The 16,359-nt window shown below is 70.6% G+C and carries 12 protein-coding genes; 9 read left to right on the top strand and 3 right to left on the bottom strand.

The features are described 5' to 3' along the window. Positions 1-38: 38 nt before the first annotated feature. From sbnA to H1D24_RS19830, 8 genes are all read left to right on the top strand, one after another. On the top strand, positions 39-1,118 hold the full coding sequence (sbnA, locus tag H1D24_RS19860; RefSeq protein ID WP_181658948.1) for a 2,3-diaminopropionate biosynthesis protein SbnA: 1,080 nt from the start codon (positions 39-41) through the stop codon (positions 1,116-1,118). A 171-nt stretch (positions 1,119-1,289) separates the two neighbouring features. Beyond that, positions 1,290-2,660, top strand: coding sequence for an amidohydrolase (locus H1D24_RS19855; protein ID WP_258564180.1), 1,371 nt, complete (start codon positions 1,290-1,292; stop codon positions 2,658-2,660). Next, positions 2,650-3,696, top strand: coding sequence for a LacI family DNA-binding transcriptional regulator (locus tag H1D24_RS19850; protein WP_181658947.1), 1,047 nt, complete (start codon positions 2,650-2,652; stop codon positions 3,694-3,696). Before H1D24_RS19855 ends, H1D24_RS19850 begins: the two co-directional genes overlap by 11 nt. 105 nt (positions 3,697-3,801) lie before the next feature. After that, positions 3,802-4,653, top strand: a complete 852-nt coding sequence (locus H1D24_RS19845; protein ID WP_181658946.1) for a glutamine amidotransferase — start codon at positions 3,802-3,804, stop codon at positions 4,651-4,653. Continuing rightward, positions 4,565-5,416 carry an ATP-binding cassette domain-containing protein gene (locus H1D24_RS42505; RefSeq protein WP_258564202.1) on the top strand — a complete coding sequence of 284 codons (852 nt, stop codon included), beginning with the start codon at positions 4,565-4,567 and terminating at the stop codon, positions 5,414-5,416. The genes H1D24_RS19845 and H1D24_RS42505 overlap by 89 nt, the downstream gene beginning before the upstream one ends. Continuing rightward, positions 5,413-6,525: an ABC transporter permease gene (locus tag H1D24_RS19840; protein WP_181658945.1), complete on the top strand. Its 1,113-nt coding sequence runs from the start codon at positions 5,413-5,415 to the stop codon at positions 6,523-6,525. The genes H1D24_RS42505 and H1D24_RS19840 overlap by 4 nt, the downstream gene beginning before the upstream one ends. Then, on the top strand, positions 6,522-7,454 hold the full coding sequence (locus tag H1D24_RS19835; protein ID WP_181658944.1) for an ABC transporter permease: 933 nt from the start codon (positions 6,522-6,524) through the stop codon (positions 7,452-7,454). The genes H1D24_RS19840 and H1D24_RS19835 overlap by 4 nt, the downstream gene beginning before the upstream one ends. A 261-nt stretch (positions 7,455-7,715) precedes the next feature. Then, a complete protein-coding gene (locus H1D24_RS19830) occupies positions 7,716-10,688 on the top strand; it encodes an esterase-like activity of phytase family protein (RefSeq protein ID WP_181658943.1) in 2,973 nt (990 codons plus the stop codon). Positions 10,689-10,799: 111 nt separating this feature from the next. Here the strand turns inward: H1D24_RS19830 and H1D24_RS19825 are convergent, their stop codons facing one another. Then, on the bottom strand, positions 10,800-11,300 hold the full coding sequence (locus H1D24_RS19825; protein WP_181658942.1) for a MarR family winged helix-turn-helix transcriptional regulator: 501 nt from the start codon (positions 11,298-11,300) through the stop codon (positions 10,800-10,802). 217 nt (positions 11,301-11,517) lie between these two features. Here H1D24_RS19825 and H1D24_RS19820 point away from each other — a divergent pair, with 217 nt between their 5' ends. After that, positions 11,518-12,285, top strand: a complete 768-nt coding sequence (locus tag H1D24_RS19820) for an SDR family NAD(P)-dependent oxidoreductase (RefSeq protein WP_181658941.1) — start codon at positions 11,518-11,520, stop codon at positions 12,283-12,285. 93 nt (positions 12,286-12,378) lie between these two features. Here the strand turns inward: H1D24_RS19820 and H1D24_RS19815 are convergent, their stop codons facing one another. After that, positions 12,379-15,033 carry an ATP-binding protein gene (locus H1D24_RS19815; protein ID WP_181658940.1) on the bottom strand — a complete coding sequence of 885 codons (2,655 nt, stop codon included), beginning with the start codon at positions 15,031-15,033 and terminating at the stop codon, positions 12,379-12,381. Positions 15,034-15,185: 152 nt separating this feature from the next. Continuing rightward, on the bottom strand, positions 15,186-16,175 hold the full coding sequence (locus H1D24_RS19810; RefSeq protein WP_181658939.1) for an acetylxylan esterase: 990 nt from the start codon (positions 16,173-16,175) through the stop codon (positions 15,186-15,188). Positions 16,176-16,359: the final 184 nt, after the last annotated feature.

Below are 16,359 nucleotides of genomic sequence, written 5' to 3'. Positions count from 1 at the left end.
CTTCAGCGACGTAACACGCTGCAGATGAGGAGGCCGTCGTGCCCGTCATATCAGCTCCCCATGCCTTTAACGAATCACAGCTCTATGTCGACCTCGAGCCCATCTTCGGGCAGTCGCTCTATCTGAAGTGTGAGGGCTTCAACTTCGCCGGCTCGATCAAGCTGAAGGCCGCGACAGAGATGGTGGAGACCGCCGAGCGGGAGGGCGTCCTCAAGCCGGAGTCGATCCTGGTCGAGTCCTCGTCCGGGAACCTCGGCGTGGCGCTGAGCATGATCGCGGCGAGCAAGGGCTACCGGTTCCTGTGCGTGACGGACTCCCGCTGCAACCTGTCGACCAGACTGCTGATGGAGGCATTGGGCAGCCAGGTGCACGTGATCGCCGACCTGGATGCCAACGGCGGCTTCCTGGGCGCGCGGATCGACTACGTCCGGGCACTGTGCGACTCCGATGACCGGTACGTATGGCTCAGCCAGTACACCAATCCGGGCAACTGGAAGGCGCACTACCGCAAGACGGCGCCGGAGATCGCCCAGCGCTTCCCCAAACTGGACGTACTGTTCGTCGGCGCCGGCACCACCGGAACCCTGATGGGCTGCGCACGCTACTTCCGCCAGTGGCACCGCCCGGTGCGCGTCATCGCTGTGGACAGCGTCGGCTCGGTGATCTTCGGTGGTGCCCCGGGCCGCCGGATGATTCCCGGTCTCGGCATGAGCATGCGTCCGCCGCTGCTCGACGAGTCGTATGTGGACGAGGTGATACGCGTCGAGGAGACGGAGACCATCCGCGCCTGTCATCGTCTGGCCAGACGGGGATTCCTGTTCGGCGGCTCCACCGGCACGGTGGTCAGCGGCGCGATGCGCTGGCTGGCCGAGCATGACACGCGTGACCTCACCGCCGTGGCCATCGCCCCGGACCTCGGTGAGCGCTACCTCGACACCATCTACCAGACCAACTGGCTGCAGGATCTCTACGGCGAGGACGCGTTCAGCTCCGAGGCCTTGGCGGACGGCCCCTGGGCGGCCGATCCCGCGTCGACACGGTCGCCTGCCCGGCGACCGCACCTGCAGACCGGCGACGCCGGTGACCAGCGCCATCAGCGCCAGAACCGCAAGCAATAGGGCGTTCTTTCCGCCGCTCCGCTCGGCGTCCGGGTCCTGACCGTTGGGCACAGCGACCCGCGTCGGCGCATCCATGACCAGGGAACGACCCGAAGGCTCCGACTCGAAGACCTGGACCGGCCTTCGGGCTGCCCGTTGTGCAAAGCGTTTTGCATCTCTACCTTGTGCCGCATGAGCCAAGGGATGAGTGCGAGCGCGTCGGCAGGGCGCCTGGTGGTGACCGGCTGCGACGTGCTGCGCGTCCCGGCGGAGGGCGAGTGCGAGGTCCTGCGCGGCCAGGACATCGTGGTCGCCGACGGTGTCATCGAGGACGTACGGCCCGCCGGCCCGGTCCGCCCCGCAACCGGCGAGGACGTGGTGGACGGCCGTGGACTGCTGGCCGTACCCGGCCTGGTCAACGCGCATACGCACAGTCCGATGGTGCTGATGCGCGGCGCGGCCGAGGACGTGACCGTCGAGGCGTGGTTCAACGAACGTGTGTGGCCGATGGAGAGCAACCTCACCGCGGCGGACGTCCGGCTCGGTGCCCGGCTGGCCTGTGCGGAGATGATCCGCTCCGGCGTCACGACCTTCGCCGACCACTACTTCTTCCCGGAGCAGATCGCCGAGGCGGTCGCCGAGACCGGGCTGCGGGCGGACATCGCCCCCACCTACTTCAGCAGCCGCGGGCAGGAAGCGCTGGAGGCGACGGTGAGGTTCGCGGAGGCGTGGCACGGTGCTGCGGACGGGCGCATCACCGTGTCGCTCGGCCCGCACGCCCCGTACACCGTGACCGACACGGACCTGCGGACGCTGGCCGGGCGTGCCCGGCGGCTGGGCCTGCGGACGCACATCCACGCCGCCGAGCACCTGGAACAGACGCAGTCGAGCCTGGAGCGCCGTGGCAGTACGCCGATCCGCGTGCTGTACGAGACGGGCGTGCTGGAGGGCGGCGCCCTCATCGCGCACGGCTGCGGCATCGTCGAGGAGGATCTGCCACTGCTGGCGGAGCATGCGTCGACGACCGGTGTGGCCTGCTGCCCCAAGGTCTATCTGAAGCACGCGCTGTCCCCGCTCACGCCCGTCCGGGAGCTGCTCGACACCGGGGTGGCGGTGGCCGTGGGCACGGACGGCGCCGCCGGTCACAACACCCTCGATGTGTGGGAGGCGCTGCGTCTGGTCGCGCTCACGCAGAAGCAGGCCGTGCGGGACGCCACCTGGATGACCGTGTCCGACACACTGCGGCTTGCCTTCCGCGGCGGCGCCCGCGCCCTGGGCCTCGCGGACCGGATCGGAGTGCTGGAGCCAGGCATGCGGGCCGACATCGTGCTCACCGACCTGTCCGGACTGCACTGCCGCCCGCTCCACGACCCGCGGGCCGCGCTCGTCTACAGCGCCCGCGCGAGCGACGTCCGTACGGTCGTCGTCGACGGCCGGGTCCTGATGCGCGACGGTGTGCTCCTGACCGTCGATGTCCCCGCCCTGATGGAGGAGACCGACGCCCGGGTGGCCCGGATCCTCGACACCTCCCACGGAAGGGCGGTGCAGCACTATGACCCGTGAGCCCCACGGACCCGACAGCGGCAGATCCGTGATCCGCAGGCCCGCGTCCATCAAGGACGTGGCCGCGGCGGCCCGGGTCAGTCCGACCACGGTCTCCCATGTGCTGAGCGGCAACCGGCCGGTCAACGAGCAGACCGCGGCGCGGGTGCGCAGCGTCGTCAACCGGCTCGGGTACGTCCCGGCGTCGCTGGCCCGTAGCCTCCAGGCGGGCTCCACATCGGTGATCGGTCTGATGATCCCCGACATCAGCAACACGTTCTTCGCCGAGCTCGCCAAGGGCGCCGAGGACGCCGCGCACGACCTCGGTTACGGCGTGATCCTGTGCAACACGGAGTTCGACGCGGAGCGCGAGGACCGCTATCTCGGCATGATCCGCAGCCGGTTCATCGACGGCATGGTGTACGCCTCCGGCTCACCGCCCTCGCGGCGGCGGCTGGAGGCGCTGATGGGCCGCTTCCCGATCGCGCTCGCGGACGAGGAGGTCGACGGGCTGGAGGGTGCGCTGATCGCCACCGCTGACCACGAGGCGGGCGGGCGGCTTGTCGGGGAACACCTGAGAGAGCTCGGCCACCGCCGGGCGCTGATGCTGACCGGGCCGCGCGAGTTGAAGAGCGGTGTCGCCCGTGCCGGCGGCTTCGTCAAGGCCTTCCAGGGGCAGGTCACCGAGCGGGTGGGCGACTTCAAGGAGTACTCCGGCTACCGCCTCGTCTCCGAGCTGCTCGCGGCAGGCGATCCGGACTTCACGGCCGTGTTCGCGGCGAACGACCTGATGGCCTTCGGCGCCCTCCTGGCCCTGCGCGAGGCGGGCCTGTCGGTGCCGCACGACGTGTCGGTCGTCGGCTTCGACGACATCCGGGCGGCCTCGCTGGCCCATCCCTCGCTGACCACGGTCCACCAGCCGGCCTACGACGTGGGCCGGACCGCCACCGCGCAACTCCTCCAGTACGTCACCCGGGGCGAGGTACCGCCCGCGTCCCGGCACACCCTGCCCGTCGAACTCAAGGTGAGGGCCAGCACGGCGCCGCCCGCCCGCTGATTTCTCGGCCGCTCCTCTCCACTCGTTCACCGATGCCGGCAGCTTCATCCCTTATGCCTTCATCTCTTCTTCCTTCATCCCTTATGTAATGAAAGGACGTTCCGCATGCCCAGAGTGCTCGTCGTCGGCGAGTCCTGGTTCACGTACACGGTGCACCAGAAGGGCTTCGACGCCTTCCACACCTCGGAGTACACGGAGGGCGGAGGCGTGTTCCTCGACGCACTGCGCTCCCGCGGTCACGACGTGACATATGTGCCCTCGCACGAGATCCCGACCCGGGTACCCGGCTCCGCGGACGGCTTCGACCAGTACGACGTGGTGGTCATCAGTGACGTGGGCGCCAACAGTTTCCAGCTCCCGCCCGAGACCTTCGGCCGCTCCATACCCGCTCCCGACCGGTCGGAGTTGGTGCGCGACTTCGTCGAACGGGGCGGCGGTGTCCTGATGATCGGCGGCTATCTGACCTTCAGCGGCATAGACGCCCGGGCGCGGTGGGGGCGGTCCCCGCTGGCGGCCGCCCTGCCCGTGGTGATGGTGGATCGGGACGACCGGGTGGAACTTCCGGCGGGAGCCGTGCCCGAGGTCGTGGGCGACCACGGGATCGTACGGGGACTGGGCCAGGCCTGGCCCGCGCTGCTCGGTCTCAACGAGGTGGCGGCGAAGCCGGAGGCGTCGCTGCTGGCCGAGTGCGCCGGGCATCCGCTGCTCGTCGTCGGCGGCCACGGCTCGGGCCGGTCCGCGGCGTTCACCTCGGACGTGGCGCCGCACTGGGCGCCGCCTCCGTTCCTGGGTCAGCGTGATGCGCGCCGGTGCCCTCGTGGGGACCGTCGACACGGCCGACGCCACGGAGCGGTCGCTGGCCGCGACGATGGTCGGCCGCGATCTCTCCCTGGACGTGGACCGGGCCCCGGCCCGCCCGACCGGCTCGGCTCTGCAGGTCCGAGGCCTCACGTATGAAGCGCCCACCGGGCAGTCCCTGCAGGGCATCGACTTCGACGTCGCAGCCGGGGAGATCGTCGGCCTGGCCGGCATCGAGGGCAACGGACAGACGGAACTGGCCGAGATCCTCGCCGGCCTGCGGCGCCCCACCTCCGGCGCGATTCGCGTCGACGGGACCGACACCGCCGGGCTCGACGTCGCAGGTCACCGGGGGGCCGGCATCGGCTACGTACCGGAGGACCGGCTGCGCAACGGCGCCGCGCTGGACGAGTCGATAGCCGACAACCTCGTCGTCGACCGGCACCACCGAGCCCCGCTGGCCCGTCGCGGCCTGCTGCGGCCAAGCGCCGTACGGGACCACGCCGAGCACCTGATCGAGGACTACGCGATCCGCACCCCCGACGCATCCGTCCCGGTCCGGGCGCTGTCCGGCGGCAATATGCAGAAAGTGATCGTCGCGCGCGAACTCTCCGCACAGCCAAGGCTGTTGATCGCCTCGCAGGTCACACGAGGCGTGGACATCGGCGCGATGCGGTTCATGTACGAGCGGCTGGTCGCGGCCCGCGACGCGGGCGCCGGCGTCCTGCTGGTCTCCGCGGACCTGACCGAACTGCTCGCTCTCGCCGACCGGTTGCTGGTCATCAAGGACGGTCGGCTCGTCGCCAGGTTCGACGACACGAGCGGTCTCACCGAGAAGCGGGTGGGGCTCTACATGCTCAGCGTGGAGCGCCACGACCCCGCACACATCGCCGCCGGCCTCGAGGAGGTGTCCGCCGCATGACCGGCACTCTGATCGAGACCGAGGACCGCCGCGAGTACAAGGCGACTCGGCGGCGTGATCTCGCCGTCGACCTCAGCATGGCCCTGGCCACCATCCTGGCGGCCCTGGCCATCGGCTTCGTCGTCATGCTCGTCACCGGCAACGACCCGGTCGAGGCATACGGCGCAATGCTCACCGGACCGCTGGAACGCTCCTTCCGCGTCGGGCGCTGGCTCGAGGACGCCACCACGCTGACCCTGCTGGGCCTGTCGGTGGCCATCCCCTTCCGGGCGCGGCAGATCAGCCTCGGTGCCGAAAGCCAGCTCTACGCCGGTGCGCTCGCGGCCGCCGCCGTCGCGATCTTCCTGCCGCTGCCACCAGTCGTCGCCGTGGTCGTCCCGCTCGTCGCGTCCGCTGTCGCCGGTGCCGGGATGGGCCTGATCCCGGGCTCCATGAAGGCGAGGCTCGGCGCCAACGAGATCGTCGCCACGCTGATGCTCAACGCCATCGTCGTACGGGTCTACGACTACCTGGTCAACGGCCCGCTGAAGGAGCCGGGCAGCAGCGCCGTGCACTCGAAGTCCATCCAGCAGGACTCCGCGCTCACGCCGCTGCGCGACTGGTTCGGCATACCGCTGGGCCGGGCCAACGTGGGCCTCCTCCTGATGGTGTTGACGGCCGTCGCCCTGTGGCTGCTCATCACCCGCACCCCGCTCGGCTACCGCATCAGGATGACCGGCTCGAACCCCGAGTTCGCCGAGTACGGCGGCATACGCGTGCCCCGCGTCATCGAGTGGAGCTTCGTCATCGGCGGCGCCGTCGCCGGTCTCGCCGGAGCCCACCTCGTGCAGGGCGTGTACGGCCGACTGGAGCCGGGCCTCGCCGGAAGCCTCGCCTTCGAGGGGATCGTGGTGGCCCTTTTGGCGAGGAACAACCCGCTGGTGGTCGTGGTCGCCGGCCTCTTCTACTCCTACCTGCGCGCCGGGGGAGACATCATGGAACAGCAGACGGACGTCGGCACCGAGATCGTGGTGGTCATCCAGGCCGTCATCGTGCTGCTCGTCACCGCCCAGGCCCTGCCCGACCTGCTCAAGCGACGGCTCGCCCGGAAGCAGGTGGCGGCCCGATGAGCGCGGTCCTCGACGTAGTCCTCAGCAGCGCCTTCCTGGCCGCCGTGCTGCGGGTCTCCACTCCGTACCTCCTCGCTGCCTTCGGCGGCCTGGTCGCCGAGCGGGCCGGGGTCAGCAACATCGCGCTGGAAGGCCAGATGCTGAGCGCCGCCTGCACCGGCGCGCTGGTCGCCGGATACAGCGGCTCGGTCGCTCGCGGCGCGCTGTGCGGAGTCGGTGTGGCGACACTGCTCGGGCTGCTCCTCGCGGCGCTGCGGCTGGAGCTGGGCGCCGACGTGATCATCGCCGGCATCGGCCTCAACCTGCTGGCCTCCGGGGGCACCGCCTACGCCGTCTTCACACTCCTCGACGACAAGGGCGGCACCTCGGGCCTGAAGAGCGGAAGCCTGCCCGCAGTGCCCCTTCCGGGCATCGAGAGCATCCCCGTCCTCGGGGATGCTCTCAGCGGCCAGAACCTGGTCACCTGGCTGGCGCTCCTGACAGCGCCCGTCATCGCCTGGCTGTTCTACCGGGCCCGCTTCGGCTTCCATCTGCGCGCGGTCGGCGAGATGCCGGACGCCGCGGCGTCGGTGGGCATCCCCGTCCGGCGAGTGCAGTACACGGGCCTCGCGCTCAGCGGCGCCCTCGCCGGGCTCGCCGGGGTGTTCCTCAGCATGGGTTATGTGTCCTTCTTCGTAAGGGACATGACGGCGGGCCGCGGCTTCATCGCACTCGCCGCCGTCTTCCTGGGCGGGCTGCGACCGTGGGGCGTCTTCCTCGCAGCGCTCGGCTTCGGCACGGCGGAGGCACTGGCCGTACAGCTCGGCACGCTCGATGTACCGCCGCAACTGGTCTCGACGATTCCGTACGCGATGACGCTGGTGGCGCTGGCGGTGTACGCCTGGCGCCGCACGAGGCAGACGGGCGGGGAGGTGGCTGCCGCCGCCTGATGCCAGGGCCAGCCGCCTGCACCTGACGCCGAGGTCGGCCGCCTCCACCTCACGCCGAGGCCGGCCGCTTCCACTGACGCCCGGAGCTCCGGGCGCTCACACGCCAGACCGACTGTTCTGACGCCGTACCGACATGAGCCCGTGCGGTGGCGATGCCGCACGCCCTCATCACCTCCTCGCTCACCCCTCATTCGTCACCCCCCACTTCGTCATGCCCTCGTCTTCTCATCCCCGACAGACCCTCACGACCTGGAGCACCGCATGCGACACAGACACAGGGCGCGCCGCAGACGCGCCCTGCTCAGCGCTCTCGCCGCCACCGCCCTGCTCGGCGGCCTGACCCTCGCGAACGGCTTCGCCGCCGGCACGGAGGAGAAGCAGCCCGTCGAGCTGCTCGACACCCTCACCGTCCCGGCCGGGACCACCGAGCTGGGCATGCCCTTCGGCGGCCTGTCCGGCATCGACTACGACCCGGAATCCGGTGAGTACGCCGCTCTCAGCGACGACCGCTCCGAGAACGGCAAGGCCCGCTTCTACACGCTGCGTCTGCCGCTGGACGACAGCGGCTTCGCCGACGACAAGCCCGCGCTGGACGCCCTGACCGTGCTGCAGGACACCACGGGTGAGCCTTTCGCCGCCAAGGCCGTTGATCCCGAGGCGATCCGGTGGGCACCGGACCGCAAGAGCCTGCTGTGGACCAGCGAGGGTGCGTCCTCCTCCGGTCAGCCGGCGTTCGTCCGCGAGGCGTCCCCGTCCGGCGAGTACGTGCGCGAACTGCCGCTCCCCAAGGCGTACGCCCCTGTCCGCTCGGCCTCCGGCACGCTGACCGCAGGCGTTCGCAACAACCAGGCGCTCGAGGGGCTCACCTACTCCCCCGACGGCACCAAGGCCGTCACCGTCACCGAGAACGCCCTGATCCAGGACGGCCCGGCCGCGAGCCTGACCGCCAAGAGCCCGTCCCGGCTGCTGGTCATGGATGCCGCGACCGGTAAGCCGGGGGCTGAGCACCTCTACGAGGTCGACCCGATCTCCGACGCGCCGACCGCCCCGCTGCCCTCCCCCGTCGGCGTCTACTCGGCGGACCGCGGAGTCTCGGAGATCCTGGCGATCAACGAGACCGACTACATCACCGTTGAGCGCTCCTTCGCCTCCGGCATCGGCTTCTCCATCCGCCTGTACTGGACCAGCACCATCGGCGCCACCGACGTGAACGGCGAGGAGGCGCTCTCCGGCGACGAGAAGCCCATGCCGAAGAAGCTGCTCTACGACTTCACCACGTCCGGCACCGACGCCGACAACGTCGAGGGCATCACCTGGGGCCCGAAGCTGCCCGACGGCTCCCGCTCGCTCGTGCTCGTCGCGGACGACAACTTCGGCTTCAACGGCAGTGTCACCAAGTTCCATCTGCTGTCCGTCCGTGCGGACCTGCTCGCGACCCGGACCCCGGACGTGAACGGAGACGGCACCGTCAACGCCAAGGACGTGGCCGCCATCCCGAAGGCCGGCAGAGCGGGCGACCTCGACGGCAACGGCAAGACGGACTCCCGCGACGTCAAGCTGTGGACCTCGTACACGCACGACTTCCCCACGGTCCAGGCACGGCCGTCCACGGCGACCGTCCAGCTCCTGTCCTTCAACGACTTCCACGGAAACCTGGAGCCGCCGTCCGGCCGTGACGCGACGCTCGGCTCAAAGCTCGACGCGAAGTCCACCCCGGTCGGCGGGGCCGAGTACCTCGCGGCCCGGCTGGAGCAGCTCCGCCAGGGCACCGAGGGATCGCTGACCGTGGCCGCGGGCGACATCATCGGAGCCAGCCCCTTCCTGTCGGGCCTCTTCCACGACGAACCGACCGTGGAGTCCATGGAGAAGCTGCACCTGGACGTCACCAGCGTCGGCAACCACGAGTTCGACGAGGGCACCGACGAACTGCTGCGCATCCAGAACGGCGGCTGCCACCCCGAGGACGGCTGCTACATCAAGGACGAGCCGTACGACGGCTCGGAGTTCCCCTGGCTCGCCGCCAACGTCAACTACCGCTCCACCGGCAAGCCCCTCCTGGCACCCACCTGGGTCAAGAAGGTGGACGGCGTGAAGATCGGCTTCATCGGCATGACCCTGGAGGGCACCCCCGAGGTCACCGGCCAGTCCGGCATCAAGTCCGTGCGCTTCCTCGACGAGGTCGAGACCGCCAACGCGTCCGCCCGTGTGCTGCAGAAGCAGGGGGTCGAGGCGATCGTCGTCCTGCTCCACGAGGGCGGCGTCCAGGCCGGCTCGTACGGTCAGTGCGAAGGCATCTCGGGACCGATCGTCGACATCGCGAAGAACCTGGCCCCGTCGATCGACGCCGTCGTGACCGGCCACACCCACCAGCCGTACATCTGCTCGATCCCCGACCCGGACGGCAAGCCGCGCAGTGTCACGTCGGCGTCCTCGTTCGGCCGCGTGGTCACCGAGACCCGGCTGCCCGTCGACCGCGAGACCGGCGACGTCGTACGGGACCAGGTCGCCGCCATGAACCACCTCGTCACCCGTACCGGCCCCAAGGACGCCGACCAGACCGCGGTCATCGCCAAGTGGAAGGAGCTGTCGGCCCCGCTGGCCAACAGGGTCGTCGGCCGGATCACCGGCGACATCATCCGTTCCGAGACGCGGGACGCCGAGTCCGACCTGGCGAACCTGGTCGCGGACGCCCAGCTGGCCGCGACCTCGGCGGACGACCGCGGCGGCGCCCAGATCGCCCTGATGAACCCGGGCGGGGTGCGCGCAGACCTGACGTACGCGTCGTCCTCGGGCGGTGAGGGGCCGGGCGAGATCACCTACGCGGAGGCGTTCGCCGTGCAGCCCTTCGCCGGGTCCCTGGTGTCCCTGGACCTGACGGGAGCTCAGATCGAGCAGATCCTGGAGGAGCAGTTCAACGACTCCGGCACCCGGGCGCCCACCCTCATGCTGGGCGTCTCCAAGGGCCTGACGTACTCCTTCTCCCGCAGCGCGCCCGTCGGCGACCGCATCGATCCGGCGTCGGTCAAGCTCAACGGTGAGGTACTGAAGCCGGACGCCACGTACCGGGTGACCGCCAACACCTTCCTCGCAGCGGGCGGCGACGGGTTCACCACCTTCGCCAAGGGCACCGATCTCGTCGGCGGCGGAGACGATATCGACGCCCTGACCGACTACCTCACGACCAACAGCCCGGTCGCCCCGCCCGGCACCGACCGGGTGACCGAACTGCCGTAGTGACCGTACGTATCACGTGGTGGCGCCGACGCTTTCAGGGAAGCGTTCCTGAAAGCGTCGGCACCCGCGTCACCGCCCGGCGGCCTCTTTCCGAACCGGCCTGACGCCCGCTCACTCGCCCTCGCGAGCCTCGTCCTCACCGCTGTAGGAGAGGAAGTCGTCGACCATCCGGTGGAACAGGGTGGCGAGCTGCTGCAACTCCTCTGGCGACCACGCGGCCAACGCCCCCTGCATGCCTCGGCAACTGACGTCACGGATGCGCTCGACCGCCTCGCGGCCGAAGGGGGTGAGCTGGATGAGCTGCGCGCGGCGGTCATCTGGGTCCGGGACGCGCGTGAGGTAGCCGGTCTTCTGCAGCTGCTGCACCTGCCGGGTGACATGGGACGCCTCCACGGCCATCCGGGTGGCCAGCTCGCTGGGACGGACGGCCTCGCCATCCGCGATCTGCCGCAGGAGCGCCACGGCGGCTCGGTCGAGCGGCACTCCGGCCCGGGCCATCATGCGGTCGTGCTGCCGGACCCGGCTGTTCAGATACACGATGCGAGTGAGGGCTCGCTCGATCTCCGCCACGTCCGTCGAGACGGGGGCGGTTGCTCGCGGCGCTGTGGTCATGGACCCATTTTACATTACTTGCTTGACTCAAGTAATACGCGCATGCTTACTTTACTCAAGTAAAGGCCGCTGAGCGGCGCAACCCGACCGCAGGCCCACGGCGCACGCGTCGCTGGACACGGCCTCCGGCACCGCGCCTGACGGTCGGCGCCCCGGTCGCCCGTACCGCTTGGCGCACACAGAAGCAAAACAACGCAAGACAACGAGGAGCCCCCACATGAGCAGCACTGGCCTTCAGGGACGCGGCGTCATCGTCACCGGAGCGGGATCGGGTATCGGCCGCGCCGCCGCCCTGAAGTTCGCCGCGGAGGGCGCGAAGGTCCTGGTTGCCGACCTGAACCCGGACAGCGCCGAGGAGACCGTGAAGGCGGTCAAGGACGCGGGAGGCGTCGCTCAGGCGGTGGTCGGCGATCTCAGTGACCAGCAGGTGGTGGACCAGGTCGTGGCCACGGCCGTGGAGGCGTTCGGCGGCGTGGACGTACTGGTCAACAACGCCGGCATCATGGACCGCATGTCGGCCCTCGCCGACACCGACGATGCCGAGTGGCAGCGCGTCATCCACATCAACCTCACCGCGCCCTTCCTGCTCACCCGCGCCGTGCTGCCGCACATGCTGACCGCCGGCCGCGGCTCGATCGTCTTCACCGCCTCCGAGGCGGGACTGCGCGGCAGCGCGGCCGGAGCCGCCTACACCGCGTCCAAGCACGGCATCGTCGGCCTGGTCAAGAACCTCGCCGTCATGTACCGCAAGAAGGGCATCCGCGCCAACGCCATCGCCCCCGGCCCCACCGCGACCAGCATCCAGGTCGACGCCAGCCCCGACGCGCACGGCCCCGCCGTGATCGGCCAGCTCATCGGCAGCAACATCGGCCGGATGGGCACCGCTGAGGAACAGGCCGCCGCCATCGTCTACCTCGCCTCCGACGCCGCCGCCTTCGTCAACGGCGCCGTTCTCCCTGTCGACGACGGCTGGGCCGCCGTCTGACCGAGGCGATCGGAACGAGGGTCTGTACGGTCGACGGCATCGCTTCGACCGTACAGACCCCGCTGCGCTCGATCACAGAGACAGAACGTTTCTTCATGTCAGAGGCTGCTCCGATGCCAGCGCTCGAGAGGCACGGGCGGCGAGGGCGTCGGCGCCGCAGGTCTCGGCCAGGGCGAGTCCTCGGCGGAGTTCGTCAGGGCTCTTGACCAGCAGGCCGTACTCGACGCGCGCGAGAGCGTGTTCGTACGCCGACGGGGACGCCGCGAGGCGGGTGACGGCCTGGGCGAGGAGCGGGGCAGCATCGCTTGGGGCCGCCAAGGCGGCGGCGCAGCGCAGGGCTTCGCCCACGGCGGTGTCGGTGCCGAAGCGTTCCGCGTCGTTCCGGGCCTGGGCCGCGAGCGACGCGGCACGGTCGGGGTCGTCGTGGGCGAGAGCTCGGGCCAGTTCGAGGGCCCATGGGGCGTACACGCTGTTGTGGTGGCCGCGGGCCTCGAGGGCGGCGCCGGCCGCCTCGAGTTCCACGACCGCTTCCTTCCTGCGGCCCTGGGCGAGCAGCAGCCTGCCGCGGACGGTGCGGGCGTCGGGAAAGACGAGCAGGTCGGGGTACGGGGGTCCGAAGTCGTACTCGTCCGCGATGCGTTGGGCCTGTTCGGTGTGGCCTCGGGCCAGCAGTGTGTCGATGAGCGTGCACACCGCGTCCCAGTGGACGGGCAGGCCGCTGCCGACCCGGTCGGCGAGGCGCAGCCCCTCCCGAAGAAAGGTTTCTGCTTCGGCGAGCCGACCGCGGCGCCGGTGCACACCTCCCATGAGCGTGTACGCCAGGGCCAGGTGGACGCCGCTCCAGCCGGACACCTCATACGCGAGCAGGGCCTCGCTGAAGAGCTCCTCGGCGCGGTCGAGTTGGTCGGTGTAGATGCAGGTGATGCCGTTCAGCAAGGGGTACTCCCAGCCCCACTCGGTGTCCGTCCAGCCGAGGCCGCGCGGCGGGCGGCCTCCGTCGAGGGCCCGGTCGCTGAGCGCGACGGCATGGGCGGCGTCCTCGCTGCGCAGCATCCCGTCGAAGGCCCTGAGCGTGAGCAGGGCGCGTTCGGCGTTGGAGTGCCCCGGTAGGTGGTCGGCGAGTGCGGCCAGCCGCCGGGAGCGGGCCGGGCCGTCGTCCTCTTCCCCGCGGCACGCCTCGTACATGAAGTGTGCGGCCTGCAGGCGTATCCGTCCGAGTCCGGGCGGAGTGTGGGCGATCGCGGCCTTGACGGATGCGGCGGCCTCGCGCATCTCGTTGTTGTGGGCGAGGGCCTGGGCGAGGCGGCAGGTGGCGTCGGCGCGCGACTCGTCGTCGAGGCCCTGCAGATCGAGGGCGGCACGCAGGTGGCGCACCGTGGTCGGCAGCGAGGTGTGGAGGGTGGCACAGCCCAGTTCGTAGTGGACATGGGCGCGCACGCGCGCGTGCGGCGGCTCGCGCAGGGCCCGCTCCAGGCAGCGCCGGGCGGCGTCCGGGGCGCCGACCGCGAGGTGTTCGGCGGCAGCGGCGCGCAACTGCTCCACGAGTTCGGGGTCGTCGTCCGGCTGTACCTCCAGGAGGTGGCGGGACGCGGGTGCCAGGCCGAGACCCGCCTGACTGGTGAGCCAGGCGGCGCGCCCGTGCATCGCGGTACGGGTGGCCGGAGGGATCGCGCGGTACACGGCGGTGGCGATGACCGGGTGCACGAACTCCACCGGGTCGGTGCCCGTCAGGATGCGGGCGGCGCGCAGCCTCGCCAAGCAGTCGGCTGCCTGGGCCTTGCGCAGGCCGGCCAGGCTCTGGACCAGTTCGAGCGAGATGTCGATGCCGAGTACGGCCGCGGCCCACGCGAATCTGGTGGCGTCGGCGCCGATCTGCTCGAGCCTGTCGATGAGCCCGCGTCCGTGTGCGGTGGCGCCGATCCCGCGCAGCAGATCCGCCGATTCCTCGACGGGCTTGATGTCGCGGGCCCGGACCTTCTCCAGCAGTTCCACCGCTTCGTACGGGTTGCCGCCGGTGACCGCCCACACCTCGCGGCAGAAGGATGCGTCGGCGTCGTCACCGAGCATGGTGCGCACCAGTTCGGCGGTGGCGTCCGGTGTGAAGGCCTGCAGGGCGACGCGCATGCGGGCGGCCTCTCCCACGGCGGCGAGGTGCCCGAGCTCGCTGCCGTACAGCTCCGGAGGGCGGTGCGCGATGACGAGCAGCAGCGGCAGACCGGACACGTGTGCGCTGAACGACGCCAGCCAGCACAGCGATTCGGTGTCGGCCCAGTGGGCGTCGTCGACGACGAGGACGAGAGGTCCGTGGCTGCGCGCGAGGCGGCCGACGAGCCGGCCGAGCCCGTCGCATACGCCCTGCGGGCAAGCGGGAGGACCACTTGCGGCGGCCAGGCCGACGGCGGGGCCCGCGATCTCGTAGTCCTCACCGAGGAGTTCGAGCCCCTCGTCCGGGTCGAGCCCGTCGAGTACGGGATGCAGCAGTTGTCGTACGAGGTGGAAGGGCACCGACGTCGTCGCTTGGCTGCCGCGGGCCGACCACACCGTGCAGCGGTCCTCGGCCGTGGCGCGCACCGCGCCGAGCAGCGACGTCTTGCCGACGCCGGCCTCTCCCGTGTACACGAGGACGCCGCCTTCGGGGCGTGCGGGGCACAGGAGCGTGTCGACGGCCCGGGCGGCCGCCGCAAGCTCCAGTTCGCGTTCGAGCAACAAGCGTGGCGTGGGCGGTTGATCGTGCGGAGTGGCGGTCATGCTGTCCCAACGGAGCCGGTGCGGACGGACGTTGTGGGACATTGAGAGTAGCCCGGCAGCACGGTGTGAGGACAGGGGGTGTTGCGCCCGGGGGCGGACTTGGCGTAAGGGCGGCTGCGGTCTGCTGCTGACCTCGGTGCGAGGCTGTTCTCTCAGTCGCCCAATACCTCGCGCACCCAGGACAGTTGCTTGCGCACGTGCACCGCGTCGCCGTGTTCGTGCCCGTTGAACGGGTAGGCGTGGATCTCCCGGCGCGGTGCGCTGCCGGTCAGTTCGCCGTAGCGGTTGAAGGCGGAGTACGCGCCGCTGGGCGGGCAGACCGTGTCGCGCAGCCCGACGCCGAAGTGCGCCGGGGCGTGGGCGCGGCGCGCGAAGGAGGCGCCCTCCATGTAGGAGAGGGTGCGCATGGCGGCCGCGACGGCCTCGCGGTGTACCGAGAGATAGGCGGAGATCTCACCGTGGGGAGGGGCGTCGGTGAGGTTCAGCGCGCGACGGATGCCGCACAGGAACGGGGCGCTCACCGCCACCGCCGCCAGGTCCGGGACGAGTCCCGCGACGGCCAGCGCGAGGCCGCCGCCCTGGCTGTTGCCGACGGCCGCCACACGGGCACCGTCCACACCCGGCAGCGCGCGCACGGCGGCGACCGCGCGCACCGCGTCCGTGATGAGCCGCCGGTAGTGGTAGTCGCCCGGTGCGAGCAGGCCGCGCGCGGCCGGTCCGGGGCCGCCTGGCGCGGAGGCGTGCGGGTCCGGGGTGTCGCCGCCGCAGCCGAACTGGTCGCCCTGTCCTCTGTTGTCCATGAGCAGGTGTGCGTATCCGGCGGCGGCCCAGGTGAGCCTTTCGTGCGCAAGGCCGCGCCCGCGGCCGTAACCGGCGTACTCGACGACAGCGGGCAGGGCGTCTGACACGCCGGCAGGGCGGCTGTACCAGGCGCGCACCGGTTCGCCGGCGAAGCCGCGGAAGGTCACGTCCCAGCTGTCGACCAGCCGCAGTCCGTTGTCCACGGGTTGTACCGACACCAGGGGTTCGTCCTGTTCCGCCTCCTTCAAGGTGTTCTGCCAGAAGACGTCGAAGTCGGCGGGCTCGTCGAGCGCGGGGCGGTGTCGCTCCAACTCGTCCAGGGGGAGGTCGAAGGCGGGCACGGAACCTCGCAGGCGATCGGGGACGGCGGGCGCTCGTCCAGTCGTTACGGTCACTGATCAAAAATTTCCGGAAGACAGTAACAGCACCGCACGGGATCCGACCCCGTTCTGAAACGTTGCAGTTGAGGCACGGTCCGCTCAACATCCCTGCATGTGAGCACCATTGACAAGCCCGCCAAGCCGC

The sequence above is a fragment of the Streptomyces himalayensis subsp. himalayensis genome, assembly GCF_013778455.1.
GTDB lineage: Bacteria > Actinomycetota > Actinomycetes > Streptomycetales > Streptomycetaceae > Streptomyces > Streptomyces himalayensis.
Note: the sequence above shows the minus strand (reverse complement) of the source record. Positions and strands in the feature narration are given on the sequence as shown.